Below are 20,314 nucleotides of genomic sequence, written 5' to 3' on the forward strand. Positions count from 1 at the left end.
ACGTAGCGCATAGGCTGTCAGCCCAAATATGCCGCCGCGCCGCCGTCTCCGGTGTCTCTTTCCGAGACTTCAGACTGTTTGGCCGAGATGAATTTCACTTTATTGCCGCGTACTTCATACAGGGTACGTTCACTACCTTGCTTATCGGTAAAGTGTCTTGACCAGATGCTTCCCCAAACCGATACACAGTTGCCTTTTTTCAAATATTGCATGGCAAATTCGGCGGATTTTTCGCGCAGCAGTATGGAAAACCATTCCGTGTGTTCTATCTGTTCTCCGTTTCTGCCACGCCGCTTTTCGTTAACGGCCAGCGATAATTTGGCATGAGCCGTACCGTCGTTAAAATAACCGCCTTCAGGGTCGCTCCCGAGAAAGCCCATCAGGTGCAGGGTGTTGTCGTATGGCATAATGAAACCTCTCTCAAATGTTGGTAAGGAAAATGAATGGATGATTGGAATGAACTGGATGCGGCGGATGTAGGCCAACTGTTTGTTGAAAAAATGCTCGATGAAATAGACAGTCTGCGAACGGAACTGTATGAGATACAACATGCAATCCGTATAGAGCAGACCTTGCAAGCAAAGCGCAACAAACTATTTGGCGAAACAATGCTGTTGTCGGTTCTGTTACTGAGATATATCAAAGATGAAAATGAATCAGACCTGGCCGCCGCAGAAACAAAATTGAAACAGCTTATTAAAGAATCAGAGGTATTTGAAACCCAATGCTCAATGTCTGCCGAAGTTTGGAGGGAGTTGGTCGAAGCCTGCGGCAAGATGGCAGATACCCGAGTATTGAAGAATCTGAGCAAACCGTCAAAAAACGCAGATTGACTAGTGTCCGGTCAGCAACTGTTCTGCCTTCGGATACAGTTTGTCCCGCAAGGCATTGTTATAAGCGCAAGCATTTTCAGGCAAAGAAAAATCCAAACCTTCGCGAACGGTTAGGTAATATTTAACCAATATCGTCTTATCTTCTTGGCTGTATGCGGCTTCAGGAATAAAGCCAAAACGTAGGAAACCGTCAAATAATTGTTCGGTTTGAGAGAAGAAAATATTCATTACACATATCCTTTGGATTGTTTTCAATAAATAAAACCGCACTCAGGCGGTTTTATTTGCGCTCGTTTTGTCTGAACTCGGCAGGATCAATGGGATTCGTGTCCCACCACAATCCCTTGCGGGCAGATTTGGCCACCGTTTCATCTGCCTCATACGTACTGCCGTATCGGCGGTATGCCCATGCGTAGCCGTCTTTGACCATTTGCCGGTTCACGTTCAGGCTGCCTGAAAACACAACGGCAACTGTGCGGCCATAGCGGTCGGTATCGGTAACGTCGAGCATGACCGTTTTGCCGTACACCAAGTCTGACAAATGCTGCTTGGCTTTCTGCCCGTAGGCTTGGGCTTTTTCGGGTGCGTCTATACCGTGCAGACGCACTTTGATTTGCCGTTTCTGTTCGGTCAGGCAAGTAAGCGTATCGCCGTCCGAAATGCCAACAATACGACAGGAAACTGTTTGTTCTTCCGCAGACGGACGAATCGCCGACGGCTCTCCGAACAAGCTCCAATCGCAGGCAGCGGACAGTAGAGCAACCGTCAACGAGACTACCGAACGGCGGCAGGATTGGACACGGAATTTCACAGCATATCCTGTTCCGCCGCTTTCAGGCAGTCTGAAAAATTGTTCTGCAATGCCAATGCGTGCAAAAGCGCATACAGGGCATCGTTTTCGGCGGCGGACAACGGCGGTAAGGATTCAAGCAGTTCGCCTGACAGAGTTTCCGCAGCCGCACCATAGCGGCCGTTTTGTTTGGTCAGCCGGATGCGGACGTTGTAGGTTTTGACGGTTTCCATATCATGCTCCCAATCGTTTGTGTCCTGCTTGTCCAAGCGGTATATCCAACCGTACACCGTCGGCAGCATCATGCCCTGCCCAATAATCTCCGAGACCGATGTTGGTTTTAATATCGCGTGTTTTGGCTTTTTTCATCACGCCGTATTTTTCGCTTTTGTAGCGTGCGAGCAGTTCGGTCTCCGCTTCGGTACGGGCAAATTCGTGTACGGTATCCGAAACGTTCGCTACCCAGCCTTCGCAGAATTTGTCGGCACGGGCGGTTTTGTTTTTGCCGATGCGTACCCGAGACAATTCTGTTTTCATGTATCCGCGCCGTGCGGTTTTGAGTTGGCGCAGCAAAACTTCGTAGGCATAGGAAGCCAGTTCGGGGCGGCCGTTGATACCGCAAAAGACAAATCCACTGCCCGTAGCAATTTTGCGGTGCCACCGTTCGCAACCGAACGCACGGGCGCAAAGATGAACCAAATTCCAATGCCATTGAGGTACGGTCAGCGGCGCACGGGTGTAGTGTTCGGTAACTTCCGCCAGTTCCACATCCGAAGCGGTCAGACCGTATTTGTCCATCAATATTTGTGCGTGCCTGATGGCTTGTGCCGCTTCGTATTCGTTGGAAGACTTACCCAAAGCCAAGCATTTTTTGATTCGCTGCAATGCTGATTCTTTATCCATAATATGGCTCTCTTAAAATTTGAAAAAAAGATGCAAGCCCTTATGCTTTACCGCGTAGAGCCTGATACTTTTCCACCGGATCGAAATACAGTTCAGTCATATAGGTACGGTGGAAAAAGCACACTACGTCAATTGTGGTACGCACGGTGTTGAGTATGTATTCATAAGGCATGGATTTTCCCGCAGGAGATTCCATTGCCAGTTGTGCGATGCGGTAATGTACGCTCCGGGCATCATTGGCGTGGACAGAAGTCAATCCGCCCGGATGTCCGGTATTAAGTGCCGACAGATAATCCCATGCTTCATCGCCGCGAAGTTCGGTCAGCAGGATACGGTCGGGTTTGAGCCGCATGCAGGCGGCGATGATTTGTTTGGCCGTAATATGCTCTTTGTAGAACAAGTGCGCATGGTTGGGATGATTGGGTGTATTCAGTTCGTGCGTGTCTTCAATTGTGATGAGACGGGTGTTGTTCGGAATCATGTCCACTAGGGCTTTGGTAAATGTGGTTTTGCCCGAACCCGTGCCGCCGACCATGCAGATGTTGAGTTTCTGTTCAATCGCAATTTTGAAAAACGTTGCCAAATCGCGGTTGGCTTTGGCTTCCAGCATTTGATACTGCCAAGATGCCAGCGGTACGTCATGCGGCAGTTTCATTTTGTCGCACACATCTCTGAACCGCGAACCGTCTATTTCAATACCGTTATCCGTACTGTTGGCATTTCCGTAGCGCGAATAATCGGTAAAGCCTTGCAGTCTTCCGCTATCGATGTAGCCGTCTAAAGAAAAACGGCTGGTAGAGGGTTTTCTGATGGCAAAAACAGCAGTACGATCTTCACAACTGGGTGGCAACATGATATGCCCGCGCTCACCGTGGGGTAAAGTTACCGAATGGATGGGGTTTGCAGTAGAAATATGCTTGCCATTCAAATTGCATAGCACATTGGCCAACTTGTTGAGCCTGTCCAAGGATAATTCGGGAGCATCCAAACGCTCGACACCGAAACTGCCCTCTACAAACATTTCAAATGGGCGGTTTATCATAACTTCGGTCAACCCTTCTCGAGCAAGCTGTTTGCTAATACCGAGGTTATCCAAAAAATTCAGGGCTGAAGCATCTGCCTTGATAGTGTTATTGTTCATTTTCGTTCCAGTAAAATATCGTGCAAACTGAGCCACTCTCCGTTTATCTGGCTCATTTTTAGACCACAACTGTGGCTCAGTTTTGGAATGGAATTGACACCTATTTTCTAGGCTCAGTCTATGGAATTAACAGTGCCCATAAAAAAGCAGTCTGAAAACACTTCAGACTGCCTAAATCAGCTTGTTGCAAAACAAGTTAATCTGTGGGCAATATCGACGTTTCCAAAGGATTAACACGCTCATATACCCTGCTGAAATCAACATCACGGGCAACAATGATGTTAATTCGGCTACCTTGGTTTACATAGCCTGTCGGCGGGATATTAATACTGTTTTTCAAGGCTTCTGTCGCCATGTCCTGTGCGGATTCCGACGTAGTATCAAAATTGAAAGTCTGACCTTCGCCATGACTATTTCGGCGGTTGGCGGCATAATCGCCCAAGTCGCCAATCAGACTAATCATGACTGCACCGCCGAAACGTTGCCAAAAATGATTATTGACCCGTGCACCGATGCCGGCTTGGCCAAGCTGTCCCGCAGCAGGGCTGGCCAAAGAAACTCTTACGCCGTACGGTGTTTCCGCCTCATTCCAAAGAGCAAAAACCCGCGCTTGGCCTTGAAGCAGCGCAGCAGTCTGCTCACCCGTAATTTTGGTTCCGCGTTCCAGTAACAGCACTTTGCCGTTGGCAGAGTAAACATCTTTATCTACGATACAACGTGTAAAGCCGGGTTGGGTGGTAACGATTTTAGTCTGCATGGTGCAGGAAATATTCGTACCTTTGGCCAACAGGTAGTCGCCAGACGGGCTTCGTGATGCTTGTACAGATGCGGTTGACGTGGGATTTAACTTGTCCGCAAAACTGCCTTTTTGCAGCGTATCTCCATCTGAACGCAAACCCGACAACTCCGAGTTATCCAAGCCGCTGATAACAGGTTCTGTGAATGCACTGCCCGAAGCCGCACCCGCTGCCGCTTGTGTTGCCCCTCCGTCTGTCGCTACCAAAACATCGCCAGTTAATTTACGGTCTTTAGGTGGCGGTTCGGTAGGAGGAGAAGCAACAGGCTCAGATACGGCTTCCACCGTTGCAACGGTCGAAGCTGCCGATGCAGGCTGTGTCGTTGTGATACCTTCAGGAGCAGATGCCGCAGAAACTTCCTGCTGTTGTTGCAGACGTACTTGGTCGGCAGTAAAATCATATTGGCTATCGCTTGAAATTTCAGGTTTTTCTTGCGGTTCTTCTTCAACAGCAGGCTCACGGTTCAGCCATACCATGAGCCCCGCAATTGCCAAACCCGAGCCAAGTAGTGCAACACCCAGTAAAACCAACTGTTGCGGGCTTTTAGATACACCTCCGGACGATTGGACATCGGGTACGCCGCCTTCCAATTCAGGGTTATCTACCTTGTCGTACATTGTTGTACTGTTGGCCACCTGTTCTTCTACTGAATTACCGTCATCTTGGTTTTTACGACGACGGAAACGGTCAAAAAAACCCATATTTTCTGTCCTTTCTATTTCAATAGGCGCACACTTGCGCCGTCATCTGTGCCTGTTCGGTTAAATGTACCCGTACCATCATGACTACGGTTTTCGATTCCTAAGACGGACTTACCCGAACGCAGCACAAATTTTGCAGCAGTTTCATGAACGATAACGGTGTCTTTTTCCACATGGAAATCCGCTAAACTTTCCGTTCCATCGTTGTTGATGCGGTAAATCACAGGCAAAACGCGGCCGTTATCAAAACGGAAATAGGTAAAGCGGCCGTTATCCCATAATGCGGTCGGCGCAAGCGTTTTGTCGCCGCGTCCCCAGTAATTGACGTTTGATTTACCTGTCGGCCTCACACCGCCTGCCGCAGCCAATGCAACCATTGCGGTACGGCGTTTCCCTGCCTGAGCTTCCCTGATACGGCGGATGTCCTCTGGATAGCGGAAGCGAAGTACATAAGTTGGCGGTTGCTTGGCTGTGGCTATCTTCAAGTCAAACACATAAGTCCGCTTATCCGAAACCACAATCATGTTGGTAGCAGGCTTCGCTTCAGACGGTTTGAACAGGATATTGTTGCCACGAACCGACATTTTCCAAGCCAATGCATCTCCCATGCCGAGAGCTGACGAACGGGAATCCAAATATTCGCCATCTTGAAGCTGCACCAATGCCGCCCGTCCAACTTTGGCATACACGGTATAAACACGCTTTTCACTGTAATTTTCCGTACGTATACGCGGATCGGCGACAGCTTGGCTAGAAAACAAAACTGCCCAAGCACTCAATGCAAAGGCGGTCATATAGCTGTTTTTATTTCGTTGTTTGTTTTCAGATGATCTGAACTTTCGTTTTACAAATGAGGAAAGAAACATCATTGTGCAGCCTCCTTATCGGTGCGCCAGCTTGTTACCGTAAAACCGAGCGGATTAATCAGCCGTGCCTCATCAGACATGGACGCATCACGGTATTCATAACTGATGGTAGCTACATAGCGTTGCGGCGGTATCACGTTTTTGTCCGCAGTAAGCGGTATCATGGTTTTTTCGTAGCGTACCTGCGCAGTTTTACCGATAAAACTGATAGACAAAATTTTGACATTGATACGGAATTTGTCGGTCAACATCCTATGAGGAGCATTCGGGCTGTCTTTATAAAGCCGTACCAATTCAGATTGTAGCGAGCTATCCGACATCAGGTTTGTCGCATCAAACATATCCTGAACCGCATACCAATCATAGCCCTCACGGCTCTTCACATAGAAGGATAAGTTTGCTTTATCTATCACTTCTCCATAACTTTGCTGTTGGTTCTTCAGCGTGGTAACAATATCGGTTGCCCCTGTGTTGTTATCCACCCGCACTAAAAACGGTACAACGGTTTTAAGCGGTGTCAAACCGGCTACCGCACCGACTGCCAACCCTGTTATCAGAAGAGAGGCGGCGGTAATGCGCCATGCGGTTTTAGCGGTTTTGCGGACACGATCTATCTCTGCCGTCTCAAAAGCACGGGCAGCTTCAATGAACTTAAGCGGCGGCATCGGCTTATGGCGTTCGGCCTGTTGTGTGTTCTTGGTCATCGAAATTCCTTAATGGTTGAAACCCCGCCGTTCACGGCGGTAGTGTTGGGTCTGTCTGCGAGAGGCGTAACCTCTTTCCAAAGAAGGACAACACATAGAGCGATGTACTTTTATAGTATCGCCCTGTGTGTTGAAACATGATGTAGGGTCTTGTGTGTTGAATCGGCTATCTGTTTGGCATTAATCGGGAACGGTTTACCGTAGGGTTTAGGTGCACGGTGGGCGCAAGCGGACAATAAAAAAGCTGCCGTCAACGCAGCGGTACAGGTTTTGAAAAACATAAGTTTGCCTTTCGTGATGAAGTAAAGGTAGAAATAAAAACAGCCGGATCGTTTAAACGTTCCGGCTGTCGGAGAATATTGAAAACTTACACCTGACTTGTAAGGAGTGGAGGCTTTCCTCCAGATAACAGAAAACCCGCAAATCGCTTTACGGGTTTCTCGGGTATAATTGCGTCGGGGCTGGTAGCAACAAAGCCCCATGACCGTGGGGCTTTGTGCTGAAACCGCCCTAGTAAAGGATGGTTTCAAGTATGAAACGTACCACTCGCTCTGGTCGTTCATGGCTGAGACTACGGACAGTCGTTAAGATTATCTTAACCCTGTTCCTGCTCTTAGTCAACTAAGAACGGCAAACAAAAAACCTTGCGTTTCCGCCTGCTCTGTTAAGAGTGGGCGGTTTTCTTTCCGCAAGGCAATAAAAAACTCGCAAATCGCTTTACGGGTTTCGGTATAATGTTCGTGGGGCTAGGTAGTAAAACAGCCCCACGGCAATGGGGCTGTTTTATTTGAACCTCCCTAGAAAGGAGAGTTTCAACATGAAACAAACCACGCTAGACGGTCGTTCATGGCTGAGACTGAGAACAGTCGTTAAGATTATCTTAGCCCTGTTCCTGCTCTTAGTCAACTAAGAACGGCAAACAAAAAACCTTGCGTTTCCGCCTGCTCTGTTAAGAGTGGGCAGTTTTCTTTCCTTCAGAAAAGTTAAATACAACAAATGTCGTCTGAAACATCTTATTTTCAGACGGCATCAGATTATCAGGAATGCAAACCCGATAACTCAGCCAATTTCATTTCAAAACACCTGCGGCGGCAGGCTTCGCTTTCCGTCCACGCCTGCCAGCGCAATTCGTCGTCGGATAGTGGCGCGGCCTGTTTCAGATAAACGGCTAAATCAACCGCAGAACCTAGATCTGATGCAAACGGAAAAGCAATTTCTTCTTGGTGCGACAAAACCGCAGTTAGAGTGTAACGTGCCATTTTACTGAAAAAGCCTTCTACATAACCAAACCCGTTACCGCCATCATAAAGTGCGGTATGCACCGCCATCAGACGTGTTGCGTGCGTAAGAACATAAAATGCTTCTTCGGGATTGTTCTTTGCCAACTCCCTTACTTCATCAAACCATGCCTGCCCAATCATATAGGCATCCTGCCAATAAATACCGTTTTCGTCTGTCGGCGGATGCCAGTTGATGAACCTGCCCTGCACATCGCGGCGGGTAAAAGATAAATCGTCCCTGTTCCGTATGCGGCGTTTGATTTTGGCGGGAAGCTGTTTCTTTTCAGACAGCCTTTGTGCTTCGGCTAGCTTTTTCTCGCACTCGATGAAATAGCGGCGGGCGGCTCTGCCCTGCTCGTTGCGCTCGACCATCGCCAGTTCTTTCGCCATGTCCAAAGTGATGTGGTATTCAGTGCTTTTTCTGCCACCTTGGGGTTTTACTGAATTTTCAGTAAAACTGATAAAATCTTGATTCTCCTGAAATCCGTACTCTTCAATTCGCTTTTTAATCCAGTCATTAAAACGGCTGGACACTTGCAAAAACTCATGCAGTTTTCGCGCATCGCAAAGTAAAGCTTCGGAACGGGAGATTTTGCCGCTGAATACGGGAATGAGGTTTTGATTGTTCATTGCTGAACTCCTTACGTTTTAGTTTTGAGTTACCCACTTAAGTAGGTGGGCGGGCTTCAACTACCGACGTAAGACGGCGGAACTTATTCCCCTTGCGGGTATTGTATTAGGCTCTCTCGACCCGCCATTGCAAGAATGGCCGCGCCGCTTTCAGCCTGAAAGACGGGCATAAAAAAGCCGCAACTAACGGGTGCGAATGAACCGCTTACGTTTTTAGTAGTACAGTCATCGTGCCTGTTTTGCGGCAGTTTGTCAATCGATATGTTAATACAGTCGGTCAGACCTAGTATATCTAGTAAAAGACACATTATTTCTAAATAGCTTTTTACACAGAATACCTATGAATATAGGTAAGGGAAACATTAGATAGAAACCTAACTCTATATCATATTTTGCCGACATAAACATAATTAAAAATGGAGAGGTGGCAAGTAGAAAAATTAAAAAAGCAGGTGTGCCATATGAAACCTTTGCTTGACAACCTGTGCACACCTTTGCACGGTATGGCACGGGAGTATGGCAATACTCACACAAAATAGTCTTACTCTCCATCGTTTTGTCCTCTCTCTTAAAGGCCACAAATATAATTTATAATTCAAAGCTCATTTAGGAGAAATACCGCCTCCTTTATTGCTATTACCAAATATTTTCGTAAAAGCTTGAGTAAAGGCTTTTCCAATATTGGCAGGCAATCTATTTATGGCTTGTGCAGTACGGGTATTGCCAGCCATTCTTCCCAAATTGCCACCAAATCCTTCCATACTGGCTCCCCCTGTTAAAGCAGAAACCATTGCAGGTAGTTTCCAAACTGCCAATACAAAAGCGATAGTCATTGTCATAAATATTGGAATTAATGCGGCTGCCGTCCCTACTGCACCAGCAGCTCCTAAAGAGGTTCCCATATCATTTGTCAAGAGTGTTGCATATTCGTCTATTTTTCCTGAAAAATATTCCATTTGCAAACCAGATAATACCGCTAACAAGGCAATAGTAATAATACTGTTTAGACATTGCCCTATCCAATTCATACCATACTGTCGTGTTGCGGGGAAAAGCATTGTTCCAACAAACAAAGGTCCAACCATTAAATTCAGTGATAATAATATCTTGCCTACAACATAATAGGCAAATATTACACCCAATAAAAGATAAGCTAAAATTTTTATGGCATACTCAACTCCGAAAAGCATCAATACATAACCTAACTCATCTAAATCATCAAAAGGCTCACGGAGTAATTCAAACTGCACGGAAATCGCTTCTATCTTATCAGTAGCTTTATCAAACAATCCCGCTTCTAAGTTTCCACCAAATGCTGCTGCTGTGGCATCAGGTAATCCATAAACCCACTCTGCAATCACACCATATTGCGAAGCATTAAAAGCAGCAGCAATAATTACCATCCATCCAAACATTCTTTTACTCAAATCCACGGCATTTTCGTCTAATCCCCTGTTATAGGCATCTAAAGCAATAATGCAGATATATATACCGAAACCTGCTGCAAATAGTGGAGAAATATGAGAAATAAAATTACCAATATCTTTGAATAAATCAGCTCCGAATTTAACTACAAATTCATCAGCAATACCTTGAAATACACTATTGGCCATATTTTTTCCTTTAAAAATTAGTATGCGCTTCTACATGCCGACATAGGTTTAGAGTGATTTAATTACATGATTGCCCCCGTCTCTAATGCCGTACAATATTTATTTTCGTGATTGTTTTCTTTGGCTTCGTTACAGGACTCCTGTAATTGGATGCAAAGATTTGAATCTTGTACATCTACTTTCTGAGCATGTACACAACCAGCCACACGTCGGAGAATACGCTTATCTAGTTCTCTAGCTTCTTCTGCACTTAATTTTGGCTGGCAACCCGCGAACAGAATAAGCATCAAACCAACTGAAAAGATTAGAACTTTATTCATAAATATTATCCTTATGAAATTGGGATTCAGACAGCCTCAAATACATTAAGACCGCCTGAATACGTCATAATATAATTACTAGCAGTCATTAACCTTTATATCTGCTCGTTTAGCCTTAGAGCAACGGACAGCCATACGAAGCTGTTTTCGGTTGTTTTCTTTCTGCATCTCAAACATCCGCCACATGGTATCCAAATTGGTCTGATTTTGAGAAATGATGGCACGCTCAACCGCAATGCGGTTGCCCAAATCGGCGGCCGCTTTTGCATCTTGGGTGCGGCTCACTTCTGCCATCAGTTTGTTCAGATTGTCCATGCGGATTTCGGAATCGCGTGCCGCTTTCAACATCAGGTCAAACTGTTTGCTCAGATTGTTTGCTGCTGCTTTAGGGTCATAGCTTTTGCCTTTAAGCAGATCTTGGTTATTTGCTTTGCCCAATGCATCGTAAAAGTCTTTCCAATCGTTCGGCAGTTGCTCTTGGACTTGGGTCTTAAACATATTGCCGTAGTTGTTTTGGCTGGTCAGTGCTTGAGCCTGTTTTTTCAACTGTTCAATCTGCTTGACCTGATTTTGGATTTGTTCGGCCATTTGAATACCCTGATTGATGGCTTGGGTAACCGCCGCACCGTCAAATACCGGGATACCTCCTGCCATAACAGGCATGGAAACGGCAAGGCTGCCTGAAATTAAGACGGCGGCTAGTTTGCGGACAAGCGGTTTTTTGGTATTTTGCATAACAATACTCCTGTTTAAATGAAAAAAGCCGCTAATGCGGCAGGATAGGCGGTATTACCCGCCCGTGTCGTTCCACAGAAATCTGCGGTTTTCAGACGGCCTGAAAATCAAAACCGAACGTTATGGTATTTCGGTATCGGCAATTTCAGGCTGGCCAAACTCTACCCGTCCTTTGGTAGCGGCTCGGATAAACGGTTCGTACCAGTCCCGTACATCGTTTCCGTATTCGGCCATAATGCGGTGCAACAACTCCACATTAGCTGTATTGCCCGATAAAACAGCAATAGCTTCGTGCATACCGTACAAATCCAGTTTGGCAAAAGCAGACTGTTTGGACTGTTTGACCAAGAAAGTACGGCTCTCCAATGGCAACTCCACAAGTTGTTGGTATTCTTTTTTGGAAATACCGCAACGTTGATAGCTGCCTTCATACTCGGCATCGGGATTAGGCAGAAACACCTTGGTTGGCGTCTGCTGCACAATAGCGGGAAAAATACGGCTGTTGATGGCATCTTCGGGGGACTGTGATACCAAAATTAAAAAACCGCCGCGTTTACGGTCGGTTTTCAGGATTTTCAGCATCAATTCTTCCGTTGCCGAAAAGCGCAACGGCCACCAAAATTCTTCAATAATACTGGCAAGCAGTCCGTTTTGCTCCGCTACCTTATCCATCATGATATTGCGCAGATGGAACATATAGGCGAGAACAGGCGCGGTCGGCGGATAGCCGTCTTTCAGGATGTCGGTTAAATCGAAACCAACACGCCAAAAGTCGGCAGGGTCAAACAGGTTTTCGGGATTATCCAAGCACCATGCAAAGCGTCCGTTTTCCGATTCACACCATTTGGCCAAACGCACATATAGGCAGTCAGGGTCAGGCAGGCTGGGAATATGTTGCAGCAGATGGCTGAAACGGCGCATTGGCCAATCCAAATCCATCAACGCGTCCACAGCATCCTGAATCTGTTTCTCTTCCGCTGCCGTCAGTCGTCCCGCTTCATTCTGTCCGCAGATGCCGACTAAGGTATAGAGAAATTCCCTATTGGACGGGGTATCGGGCAGTTGGAACGGATTCAGCCCAGTCGGCATACCCGCATCCAAAGCAAAATAGCTGCCGCCGATGGCACGGATGAAAATTTCCATACCCCTGTCTAAATCCAAGGCGAAAATATACGGCTCAAATCTTTCGGCAAAAGCCATCAGTGCGCATTGCAGTGTGGTTTTACCCGCTCCTGTCGCACCTAATATCAAGGTATGCCCTGCGATTTTCTCGCCGACATTATCGTCTTTCGGATTGGTAAAGTGAAAATTGAAGTCATAAACCGTTTTGGATAAGGTCTGCAAAGGCATAACCGCGCTGCCGTCGCCCAAAGGATTACCCGTTTTCTTGCCGTGCGAATAATTGTGGATGCCGAAAGTGCAGGCGAGGTTTTCCGTGGTTTTTGGGAAACTGCGCGGCTTGTCTTTGCAACCGGGGATTTGGCTGAACCAAGTGGACGGTGCAGAATAACCCGCTTTCATAAAACGGAAACCGCCCGAATTCAAAAAGGCAGAATAGGCTTTTGCTCCGTTGCCAGATACTTCTTCAGGTGTGCGTCCGAATACGGTCAAGGCAGACGAATAATCGCCAAACATGATTTCGCCCGCTGTCAATCTGCCCAATGCATTTTCCAATTCTGCCTGTTGATCAGCAGCTTTATCATTTACTGATGCGAAATTATGCAGTTGCCGTTTGATTTTTTGCTGCATATCATACGGATTGATGAATATCAGGCTCTGTGTCAGCGTGAATTCACAAGGCAGAGTAAGAAGGTTAGTCAACACTTTGGGCTTGGACAACCCAAAATCGCGCAAATCGTACATCACGGCATATTTGCGGCCGCCGCTTTCCGGACGGATTTCGCAAATATCCGTACCGAAGTGTAAGCTAGCGGCTGGGATGCTTTTATAGGCCGATTGAGGTGAAAGCGGAATATTGTCTGCTTTGCCGTTAATCAGGCTACCGTAGAAACGATATACATCGGAAAATGCCACTTCTTCGGGATTTTGCCATGCACTCAATACTTGTGGAGAATAAGGCTCTAAGGCACGCAGAAGAATCTGCATTTGCTCGTTACATTCTTTGATACCTGAATCCATATCGCTGTTTTTGATTAAGACTGTCAGATAAAAAAGGTTTTCGTAATAGTCTTCTTCACGGAAACGCTTCAGGTAGTCGTTTGAAAAACGGCGGCTGAACTCGGTTGTAAATCCATATTCACGGTCAAAATTAATCCGCTCACGTTTAAGCGTTGTCCATATCGCACCACGGTTGCCCAAACTCTTGCCTACCCCCGTTAAAACTTTGCGCAAGTTGGCAAAATAAGCGTAAAGACGGTTGTCGTCCACGCCGTCAAACGGCAACCCGTCCATTTTTAGGACAAAACCGTAATGTCCTGTTTCGTAATAAACAATTTCATTGGTAACGTGTTGGCAGATTTTCGGGACGAAATCTGCCATTGCCGCTGTGCGGTTGAGCGTCTTGCTCCAATAATCGCTGGTAATCTTTGTAGTCATCAGAATGCCTTCCGTATTTGCCTGCGTGTAAAGTAAAAGTGGCCAGTTTTGCACCCGCAGCAATCCTCCTCAGTAACCACTTGGCTTCCAAAGCATAGATTTTGAATGCTTGGTCATCGTTTTGGCTGATGGTTTTAAGACCGAAATAAATCGGAATAATCAAACCTACCAACAGTAATCCTGTTTTGCCGATAATAAATTGCGCTATCATGGCAACCATCATCAAAATAAAGATAGCAATAACCATCGGCATTAGTGGTGCGCCAAACATCATGGCCGGACGATTCATGCCGTTGTAGGTTGGAAATTCCGTATGGATGTTTTCATCTAGCATGGTTGGTTCCCTTGCCGGTAAGCAGACATTCAGGCTGTTTACGATTACTGTTAACTGTTAAACAATGTCGCTGTACAACCTGAATGGCCAATAAATAGTATTTAGCTGAATGTCATTTTGCCGCCTGATAGGAACAGATAGTTTGCAAATGCAACTGCGGCACCTGTACCTAAAATCCACAGGCAAGTTCCCATCACATCCGGCCACTCTTTCTTATTCATAAATCCCAAAGCAAACTGCCAAACCAGTGCAATAGTGGCAACTATTCCGACAAGCGCATAAATCGTATCCCGGATTTTTTCGAGGATATCCGTACCTTGGTCGAATCCACCTGCTGCCATTGCATACTGTGCGCCGAAAGCCAACGTACACATCAGCAAAGAACGCAGAAAATGTGTCCCCATCAATTTGCACTTAGCCGCATCAAACAGCCGTAAAGCTGCATTTTTTCGTTTCATGTTATAACTCCAAGTCAATAAAATAAAAAAGCCCGTTACGGGCGGGAAATACTTTCAGGCCGTCTGAAAGCACTTAGCCGCCTGTCGGTCAAACAGGCGGCTAAATTAAGGGAATGAGTTACTCTATATAATTTAAAAATCGCCAAACGCATCCCAAGGCTGACGCTCAGGCTGATGCAAGGCGATTTGCTCTTGGCGGACGGCTTTGGCCACAGCGGGTTTCATCGCCGGAGAAGACACCCGAACCACACCACCGTTCAATCGGGCATAGCGGGCTTTGACCAGCCTCACATATTTTTGCGTCTCGCGGTAGGGCGGGATGCCCCTGTACTTGTCCACCGCACCTTCGCCCGCGTTATATCCGGCTAGCATCAAATCAATGTTGCCTTTGTACCGATCTTGCAAAAAACGCAGATAACGCGTACCGGCGATGATGTTGTGTTCGGGTTTGTACAAGTATTTGGGATTAACCCCCATTCGCGCTGCCGTTGGAGGAATAACCTGCAACAGGCCGCGTGCATTTTTGTTGGACAGGGCGTAACGGTTGCCACCGCTTTCGCGCGCCATAACCGCCCACACGAGATTTTTATCTAAACCCTGTGCAGCTGCGTGTTTTTCGACTAGATGTTGATATTGCGGATAAGGCGCGGAGACACAGATACCAGATGCCAATGCCACCACAATTGCGAACAGATTTTTAGCGTTCAAAATTTAATCTCCTTTAAAAGCAAAAAGACCGACTGAATTTCAGACGGCCTTATTTAGTTTGAATTTAGATATTCCAATCCGCAGCAATATCTACCTGCTCGGCAGGAACATATCGGATTTTGTTACCTTCAATTGATTTATATCGTTCTCCGTAAACACGGACTTTCAAACGATTATTGGGCATTTGCTTTATCACGTCGCAATACATCAGGTAAAGAATTTCTGACCGCCTATTCAATGAGTGGGTACACTTTAAAACATATTTCCCCTGCCAATTTTCGGGCTGTTCTGTAAAAATCCTGCGAGATAAAGTTATCATTACTAGTTACTTCCATACAGTGTGTCCTATTTGTGTCCGTATATAGTGGTTTTTTACTGTATAATACTGTGTTGTGCAGGCATCAGAATTATATTTATCAAATAGTTACATATTTAGTTTCGGACTGTTAATCCGCAGGTCCCTGGTTCGAGCCCAGGTCGGGGAGCCAGATAAAACAAAACAGGCTGCAAGCAATTGCAGCCTGTTTTGTTTTATCTACATAACTTTAGCTTGATTTCAAACGACATCCGAATCATTTATTTCAATACCACATTTTCACAATCACTTACTCCTCATCATTTTTTAAAAACTTATCCTCAATCAAAATCTGAAAACCAAAAACGACTAAAATTTTTACCGTACTTTCAAAAGTTTCAAAACGCTAATGATTCAAAACTCATTGAACAATAATCAAGCAGAAAACTTCTCAACATTTTCATGTCTAATTAAATTATCCTCCAACTTCCCTCATCCATTGTTTCAATGGCCAAGCGATAATTGTTCATACCTTGCTGCAACTCAACCCTAAACAACTTTAAAACAAAAACAATATGCTAAAGAAAATCTTTATATTCCTGCTATTCATTGTCACCGTATTGGCGATTACCGCACTCGTAACCCATAAAAAACTTCCCGACAACAGCCGGCGCAAGCCTTCGCACTATCTGCTGCCCCAATCTGAAAGTGCGCTGGTGCGGCATTTGCTGCCGCAAGCGGAGGCGCATCCTGGTCTTTCGGGTATTTATGCACTGCGCGACGGGCGTGATGCGTTTTTGGCTCGGTTGGCACTGGCGGAAACGGCGCAGCACACGCTGGATGTACAGTATTACATTTGGCATGACGATATTTCCGGCCGTTTGCTCATACAGAGTTTGTACAAAGCGGCTGAGCGCGGTGTGCGCGTACGTCTTTTGCTTGACGATAACAACACCGGCGGCATGGACGAGCTGCTGTCGGCAGTCAATGCCCACCCCAATATCGAAATACGCTTGTTTAACCCTTTCATGCAGCGCGGTTTTCGGCCTTTGGGCTATTTGAGCGACTTTTTCCGTCTCAACCGCCGCATGCACAATAAATCTTTCACTGCAGACGGCATCGTGACCATTATCGGCGGCCGTAATGTCGGCGATGAATACTTCGGCGCAGGCACGGGCGTGATGTTTGCCGACTTGGATGTAGCCGCCGTCGGTGCTGCCGCGAATGATGTCGAGCAAGACTTCGACCGCTATTGGGCGAGCGAATCCAGCTACCCTGCCGAAATGATTTTGGAAAACCATGCCAACACCACATTCGACACCACGCCGTCTGCCAATGCGGAAACCCAAGACTACTTGAAAGCCTTGTCGCAATCCGCCTTTGCCCAACAGTTGCAAACCGGTACTTTGCCGCTTATCTGGTCGAAAACCCAGCTCGTGAGCGACGACCCAGCCAAAGGCTTGGGCAAAGCTTTGCCGGGCAACACCGTGGTGGCGCACATCAGCCCTGTGATGGCGGCGGCCGAAAAAGAACTGCTTATCGTGTCGCCTTATTTTGTGCCGACGAAAAAAGGGGCTGAACTGCTCAGTAACATTGCCCGAAGCGGTAAAAACGTACAGGTGCTGACCAATTCGCTCTCCGCTACCGACGTTGCGCCCGTTCACGCGGGCTATGCCAAATACCGCAAAGACTTGCTTGCCGCCGGTGTGAAACTGTTTGAATTGAAACCGGATGCCACCGTTACCACAGACGACCACGGCGGATTAATCCACGGCAGCAGCGGTGCCAGCCTGCATGCCAAAACTTTTGCGGTGGACGGCAAAAAGCTTTTTGTCGGCTCGTTCAATATGGATCCGCGCTCGGCCGCCTTGAATACCGAAATGGGCTTTATCCTCGACAGCCCCGAGCTGGCAACACAGCTTTCAGACGGCCTCAAGCAGCATCACGCCGTGCATACCTACACTGTAACTAAACTTTCCGAAGGCGGCCTGCAATGGCAAACCGAAGAAAACGGCAAAACGCTTGTCTATCAGCAAGAGCCGAAAAGCAGCGTGTTCAAACGGTTTGCCGTATGGTTCTGCTCGCTGCTGCCGATTGAGTGGTTGCTGTAAACAGCAGAGGCCGTCTGAAAAAACGTTTCTAAAAAATGGCGTTGAAACGAGATTCAGGCGGCTCAAGTACGCAAGTCTGTAAAAAACACTCAAGGCCTACTCCGCTCTTCTTTTCAAACCGCAGTCAACCTACCCGTCATGGCCATTATTTAGCGTCTTTCGGGTAGATGAAGATGCCTTTTAAGGCTATAATCCGCGTTCAGACGGCCTGAATCAACACAGGCCGTCTGAAAACGTATCTAACCTGCCAAAGCCTGCCTGAAACCCTAACCATGCACATATATTCAGCTTGTGTGCATCATTAGTGTTTTAGCGGCTGCGGCTCTTACCGAAAGGAACGAAATGTTCAACAAACACGTTAAATCTTTCCAATACGGCGAGCACACCGTTACCCTCGAAACCGGCGAAATCGCCCGCCAAGCCGCGGCGGCCGTGAAAGTTTCTATGGGCGACACTGTGGTTTTGGTGGCCGTTACCGCCAATAAAGACGTTAAAGAAGGCCAAGACTTTTTCCCGCTGACGGTTGATTATCTCGAGCGCACTTATGCTGCGGGTAAAATCCCCGGCGGTTTCTTCAAACGCGAAGGCAAGCAAAGCGAAAAAGAAATCCTCACCAGCCGCTTGATCGACCGCCCCATCCGCCCGCTGTTCCCCGAAGGTTTCTACCACGACATTCAAATCGTAGCGATGGTTGTTTCCGTTGACCCCGAAATCGACTCCGACATCCCCGCCATGATCGGTGCTTCTGCTGCGCTGGTGTTGAGCGGCGTGCCGTTTGCAGGCCCGATCGGTGCCGCACGCGTGGGTTATGTGAACAATGTTTACGTGCTGAACCCGACCAAAGCGCAACTGGCTAAATCGCAAATGGATTTGGTGGTTGCCGGCACGCAAAAAGCCGTGCTGATGGTCGAATCCGAAGCGCAAGAGCTGCCCGAGCACGTGATGTTGGGCGCGGTGGTTTACGGCCACGAGCAAATGCAGGCCGTAATTAACGCTATCAATGAATTTGCCGACGAAGTCAACCCCGAAGTTTGGGATTGGAAAGCACCGGAAACCAACGAAGAATTGGTGGCCAAAGTTCGTGGAATTTCCGGCACCACGATTGCCGAAGCGTTCAAAATCCGCCAAAAACAAGCCCGTTCCGCCAAATTGGACGAAGCTTGGAATGCGGTTAAAGATGCGTTGATTACCGAAGAAACCGACACGCTCACCGCCAACGAAATCAAAGGCATTTTCAAACAACTGGAAGCCGACGTGGTGCGCGGTCAGATTTTGGACGGCCAACCGCGTATCGACGGCCGCGACACCCGCACCGTGCGCCCGATCAACATCCAAACCGGCGTATTGCCGCGCACCCACGGTTCCGCCCTGTTTACCCGCGGCGAAACCCAAGCTTTGGCAGTAGCCACTTTGGGCACCCAGCGCGACGAGCAAATCATTGATGCCTTGAGCGGCGAATACACCGACCGCTTCATGCTGCACTACAACTTCCCGCCATACTCTACCGGCGAAGTGGGCCGCATGGGTGCGCCGAAACGCCGCGAAATCGGCCATGGCCGCTTGGCCAAACGCGCGCTGGTTGCCGTGTTGCCTTCGCCGGAAGAATTCAGCTACACCATGCGCGTGGTTTCCGAAATTACCGAGTCTAACGGTTCGTCTTCGATGGCTTCCGTGTGCGGCGGCTGTTTGAGCCTGCTGTCTGCCGGTGTGCCGCTGAAAGCACACGTTGCCGGTATCGCCATGGGCTTGATTTTGGAAAACAACAAATTCGCCGTGTTAACCGACATTTTGGGCGACGAAGACCACTTGGGCGATATGGACTTTAAAGTAGCCGGCACCACCGAAGGCGTTACCGCGCTGCAAATGGATATTAAGATTCAAGGCATTACCAAAGAAATCATGCAGATTGCTTTGGAGCAGGCCAAAGAAGCGCGTCTGCACATTCTGGCGCAAATGAAAGAAGCCGTTGAAGGCCCGCAAGAGCTGTCTCAACACGCTCCGCGCCTGTTTACCATCAAAATCCATCCCGACAAAATCCGTGATGTGATCGGTAAAGGCGGCGAAACCATCCGCGGCATTACCGCGCAAACCGGCACCGAAATCAATATCGCCGACGACGGCACGGTAACCATTGCCGCCACCACTCAAGAAGCGGGCGATGCGGCGAAAAAACGCATCGAAGAAATCACCGCCGAAGTGGAAGTGGGCAAAGTGTACGACGGCACGGTATTGAAGCTGCTCGACAACAACGTCGGCGCCATCGTTTCCGTGATTCCGGGCAAAGACGGCTTGGTACACATCAGCCAAATCGCCCACGAGCGCGTGAAAAACGTGAGCGACTACCTGCAAGTCGGCCAAAACGTGAAAGTGAAAGCATTGGAAGTGGACGACCGCGGCCGCGTGCGCCTGTCGATGAAAGCCTTGATCGAAGCGCCCGAACGCGAACCGCGCCAAGAGCAACAGGCTGACGGCGAGTCGTAATCCAGTCTGTACAAGAGGCCGTCTGAAAAAATTTCAGACGGCCTTATTCCATTTATGA

Annotated in this window: 20 protein-coding genes; 3 read left to right on the forward strand and 17 right to left on the reverse strand. The window is 47.7% G+C overall.

The window, feature by feature from the left end; all coding sequences use genetic code 11:
- Positions 1-17: 17 nt before the first annotated feature.
- Positions 18-407, reverse strand: coding sequence for a single-stranded DNA-binding protein (locus CKV66_RS08670; RefSeq protein ID WP_157739161.1), 390 nt, complete (start codon positions 405-407; stop codon positions 18-20).
- A gap of 36 nt (positions 408-443) precedes the next feature.
- Between CKV66_RS08670 and CKV66_RS12230 the strand changes: the two genes are divergently transcribed.
- Positions 444-833, forward strand: coding sequence for a hypothetical protein (locus tag CKV66_RS12230; RefSeq protein ID WP_157739162.1), 390 nt, complete (start codon positions 444-446; stop codon positions 831-833).
- Here CKV66_RS12230 and CKV66_RS08680 read toward each other — a convergent pair whose 3' ends face one another.
- The 16 genes from CKV66_RS08680 to CKV66_RS08760 all read right to left on the reverse strand — a co-directional run bounded on the left by CKV66_RS08680 (position 834) and on the right by CKV66_RS08760 (position 15,369).
- Positions 834-1,061, reverse strand: a complete 228-nt coding sequence (locus CKV66_RS08680) for a hypothetical protein (RefSeq protein WP_085363038.1) — start codon at positions 1,059-1,061, stop codon at positions 834-836. It lies immediately after the preceding gene.
- Between the two features lie 52 nt (positions 1,062-1,113).
- Entirely contained in the window at positions 1,114-1,644 is a 531-nt protein-coding gene (locus CKV66_RS08685; protein WP_231990473.1) for a thermonuclease family protein, read from the reverse strand.
- Positions 1,641-1,856 (reverse strand): hypothetical protein, encoded by a 216-nt coding sequence (locus CKV66_RS08690; protein ID WP_197697448.1) that lies wholly within the window; start codon positions 1,854-1,856, stop codon positions 1,641-1,643. Before CKV66_RS08690 ends, CKV66_RS08685 begins: the two co-directional genes overlap by 4 nt.
- Before the next feature lies 1 nt (position 1,857).
- Positions 1,858-2,526, reverse strand: a complete 669-nt coding sequence (locus tag CKV66_RS08695) for a DUF2786 domain-containing protein (protein ID WP_085363039.1) — start codon at positions 2,524-2,526, stop codon at positions 1,858-1,860.
- Positions 2,527-2,566: 40 nt separating this feature from the next.
- A complete protein-coding gene (locus CKV66_RS08700) occupies positions 2,567-3,667 on the reverse strand; it encodes an ATPase, T2SS/T4P/T4SS family (protein WP_085363040.1) in 1,101 nt (366 codons plus the stop codon).
- Between the two features lie 196 nt (positions 3,668-3,863).
- The gene (gene virB10 / locus CKV66_RS08705) at positions 3,864-5,165 is read right to left on the reverse strand and encodes a type IV secretion system protein VirB10 (RefSeq protein ID WP_085363041.1); all 1,302 of its coding nucleotides are present in this window, start codon (positions 5,163-5,165) and stop codon (positions 3,864-3,866) included.
- Positions 5,166-5,179: 14 nt separating this feature from the next.
- Positions 5,180-5,854 carry a TrbG/VirB9 family P-type conjugative transfer protein gene (locus tag CKV66_RS08710; protein WP_231990474.1) on the reverse strand — a complete coding sequence of 225 codons (675 nt, stop codon included), beginning with the start codon at positions 5,852-5,854 and terminating at the stop codon, positions 5,180-5,182.
- 176 nt (positions 5,855-6,030) lie between these two features.
- Positions 6,031-6,735 carry a virB8 family protein gene (locus CKV66_RS08715; RefSeq protein ID WP_085363043.1) on the reverse strand — a complete coding sequence of 235 codons (705 nt, stop codon included), beginning with the start codon at positions 6,733-6,735 and terminating at the stop codon, positions 6,031-6,033.
- Between the two features lie 1,037 nt (positions 6,736-7,772).
- Positions 7,773-8,645, reverse strand: coding sequence for an antA/AntB antirepressor family protein (locus tag CKV66_RS08720; RefSeq protein ID WP_085363044.1), 873 nt, complete (start codon positions 8,643-8,645; stop codon positions 7,773-7,775).
- Between the two features lie 602 nt (positions 8,646-9,247).
- Positions 9,248-10,258 carry a type IV secretion system protein gene (locus tag CKV66_RS08730; RefSeq protein WP_085363046.1) on the reverse strand — a complete coding sequence of 337 codons (1,011 nt, stop codon included), beginning with the start codon at positions 10,256-10,258 and terminating at the stop codon, positions 9,248-9,250.
- A 62-nt stretch (positions 10,259-10,320) separates the two neighbouring features.
- A complete protein-coding gene (locus CKV66_RS08735) occupies positions 10,321-10,578 on the reverse strand; it encodes a hypothetical protein (protein WP_085363047.1) in 258 nt (85 codons plus the stop codon).
- 78 nt (positions 10,579-10,656) lie between these two features.
- A complete protein-coding gene (locus CKV66_RS08740) occupies positions 10,657-11,313 on the reverse strand; it encodes a type IV secretion system protein (protein WP_085363048.1) in 657 nt (218 codons plus the stop codon).
- A gap of 120 nt (positions 11,314-11,433) precedes the next feature.
- Positions 11,434-13,869 carry a VirB4 family type IV secretion/conjugal transfer ATPase gene (locus CKV66_RS08745; protein ID WP_231990475.1) on the reverse strand — a complete coding sequence of 812 codons (2,436 nt, stop codon included), beginning with the start codon at positions 13,867-13,869 and terminating at the stop codon, positions 11,434-11,436.
- Entirely contained in the window at positions 13,769-14,203 is a 435-nt protein-coding gene (locus CKV66_RS08750; protein WP_085363050.1) for a VirB3 family type IV secretion system protein, read from the reverse strand. Before CKV66_RS08750 ends, CKV66_RS08745 begins: the two co-directional genes overlap by 101 nt.
- Before the next feature lie 101 nt (positions 14,204-14,304).
- On the reverse strand, positions 14,305-14,661 hold the full coding sequence (locus CKV66_RS08755; RefSeq protein WP_197697449.1) for a TrbC/VirB2 family protein: 357 nt from the start codon (positions 14,659-14,661) through the stop codon (positions 14,305-14,307).
- A gap of 132 nt (positions 14,662-14,793) precedes the next feature.
- Positions 14,794-15,369 carry a lytic transglycosylase domain-containing protein gene (locus CKV66_RS08760; RefSeq protein ID WP_085363051.1) on the reverse strand — a complete coding sequence of 192 codons (576 nt, stop codon included), beginning with the start codon at positions 15,367-15,369 and terminating at the stop codon, positions 14,794-14,796.
- A gap of 870 nt (positions 15,370-16,239) precedes the next feature.
- On the opposite strand from CKV66_RS08760, the gene CKV66_RS08770 reads away from it, so the two are divergent.
- Both CKV66_RS08770 and pnp read left to right on the forward strand, forming a co-directional pair.
- Entirely contained in the window at positions 16,240-17,775 is a 1,536-nt protein-coding gene (locus CKV66_RS08770) for a phospholipase D family protein (RefSeq protein ID WP_085363052.1), read from the forward strand.
- A 342-nt stretch (positions 17,776-18,117) separates the two neighbouring features.
- Positions 18,118-20,256: a polyribonucleotide nucleotidyltransferase gene (gene pnp / locus CKV66_RS08775; protein ID WP_085363053.1), complete on the forward strand. Its 2,139-nt coding sequence runs from the start codon at positions 18,118-18,120 to the stop codon at positions 20,254-20,256.
- Positions 20,257-20,314 lie beyond the last annotated feature (58 nt).

The sequence above is a fragment of the Neisseria zoodegmatis genome (assembly GCF_900187305.1).
GTDB classification, from domain to species: domain Bacteria; phylum Pseudomonadota; class Gammaproteobacteria; order Burkholderiales; family Neisseriaceae; genus Neisseria; species Neisseria zoodegmatis.

Excerpts from the sequence above, each read along its gene's own strand:
- CKV66_RS08670 (WP_157739161.1), bottom strand. The coding sequence starts at position 407 with ATGCCATACGACAACACCCTGCACCTGATGGGCTTTCTCGGGAGCGAC.
- CKV66_RS12230 (WP_157739162.1), top strand. The coding sequence starts at position 444 with ATGGATGATTGGAATGAACTGGATGCGGCGGATGTAGGCCAACTGTTT.
- CKV66_RS08680 (WP_085363038.1), bottom strand. The coding sequence starts at position 1,061 with ATGAATATTTTCTTCTCTCAAACCGAACAATTATTTGACGGTTTCCTA.
- CKV66_RS08690 (WP_197697448.1), bottom strand. The coding sequence starts at position 1,856 with ATGGAAACCGTCAAAACCTACAACGTCCGCATCCGGCTGACCAAACAA.
- CKV66_RS08695 (WP_085363039.1), bottom strand. The coding sequence starts at position 2,526 with ATGGATAAAGAATCAGCATTGCAGCGAATCAAAAAATGCTTGGCTTTG.
- CKV66_RS08700 (WP_085363040.1), bottom strand. The coding sequence starts at position 3,667 with ATGAACAATAACACTATCAAGGCAGATGCTTCAGCCCTGAATTTTTTG.
- virB10 (WP_085363041.1), bottom strand. The coding sequence starts at position 5,165 with ATGGGTTTTTTTGACCGTTTCCGTCGTCGTAAAAACCAAGATGACGGT.
- CKV66_RS08715 (WP_085363043.1), bottom strand. The coding sequence starts at position 6,735 with ATGACCAAGAACACACAACAGGCCGAACGCCATAAGCCGATGCCGCCG.
- CKV66_RS08720 (WP_085363044.1), bottom strand. The coding sequence starts at position 8,645 with ATGAACAATCAAAACCTCATTCCCGTATTCAGCGGCAAAATCTCCCGT.
- CKV66_RS08730 (WP_085363046.1), bottom strand. The coding sequence starts at position 10,258 with ATGGCCAATAGTGTATTTCAAGGTATTGCTGATGAATTTGTAGTTAAA.
- CKV66_RS08735 (WP_085363047.1), bottom strand. The coding sequence starts at position 10,578 with ATGAATAAAGTTCTAATCTTTTCAGTTGGTTTGATGCTTATTCTGTTC.
- CKV66_RS08740 (WP_085363048.1), bottom strand. The coding sequence starts at position 11,313 with ATGCAAAATACCAAAAAACCGCTTGTCCGCAAACTAGCCGCCGTCTTA.
- CKV66_RS08745 (WP_231990475.1), bottom strand. The coding sequence starts at position 13,869 with ATGACTACAAAGATTACCAGCGATTATTGGAGCAAGACGCTCAACCGC.
- CKV66_RS08750 (WP_085363050.1), bottom strand. The coding sequence starts at position 14,203 with ATGCTAGATGAAAACATCCATACGGAATTTCCAACCTACAACGGCATG.
- CKV66_RS08755 (WP_197697449.1), bottom strand. The coding sequence starts at position 14,661 with ATGAAACGAAAAAATGCAGCTTTACGGCTGTTTGATGCGGCTAAGTGC.
- CKV66_RS08770 (WP_085363052.1), top strand. The coding sequence starts at position 16,240 with ATGCTAAAGAAAATCTTTATATTCCTGCTATTCATTGTCACCGTATTG.
- pnp (WP_085363053.1), top strand. The coding sequence starts at position 18,118 with ATGTTCAACAAACACGTTAAATCTTTCCAATACGGCGAGCACACCGTT.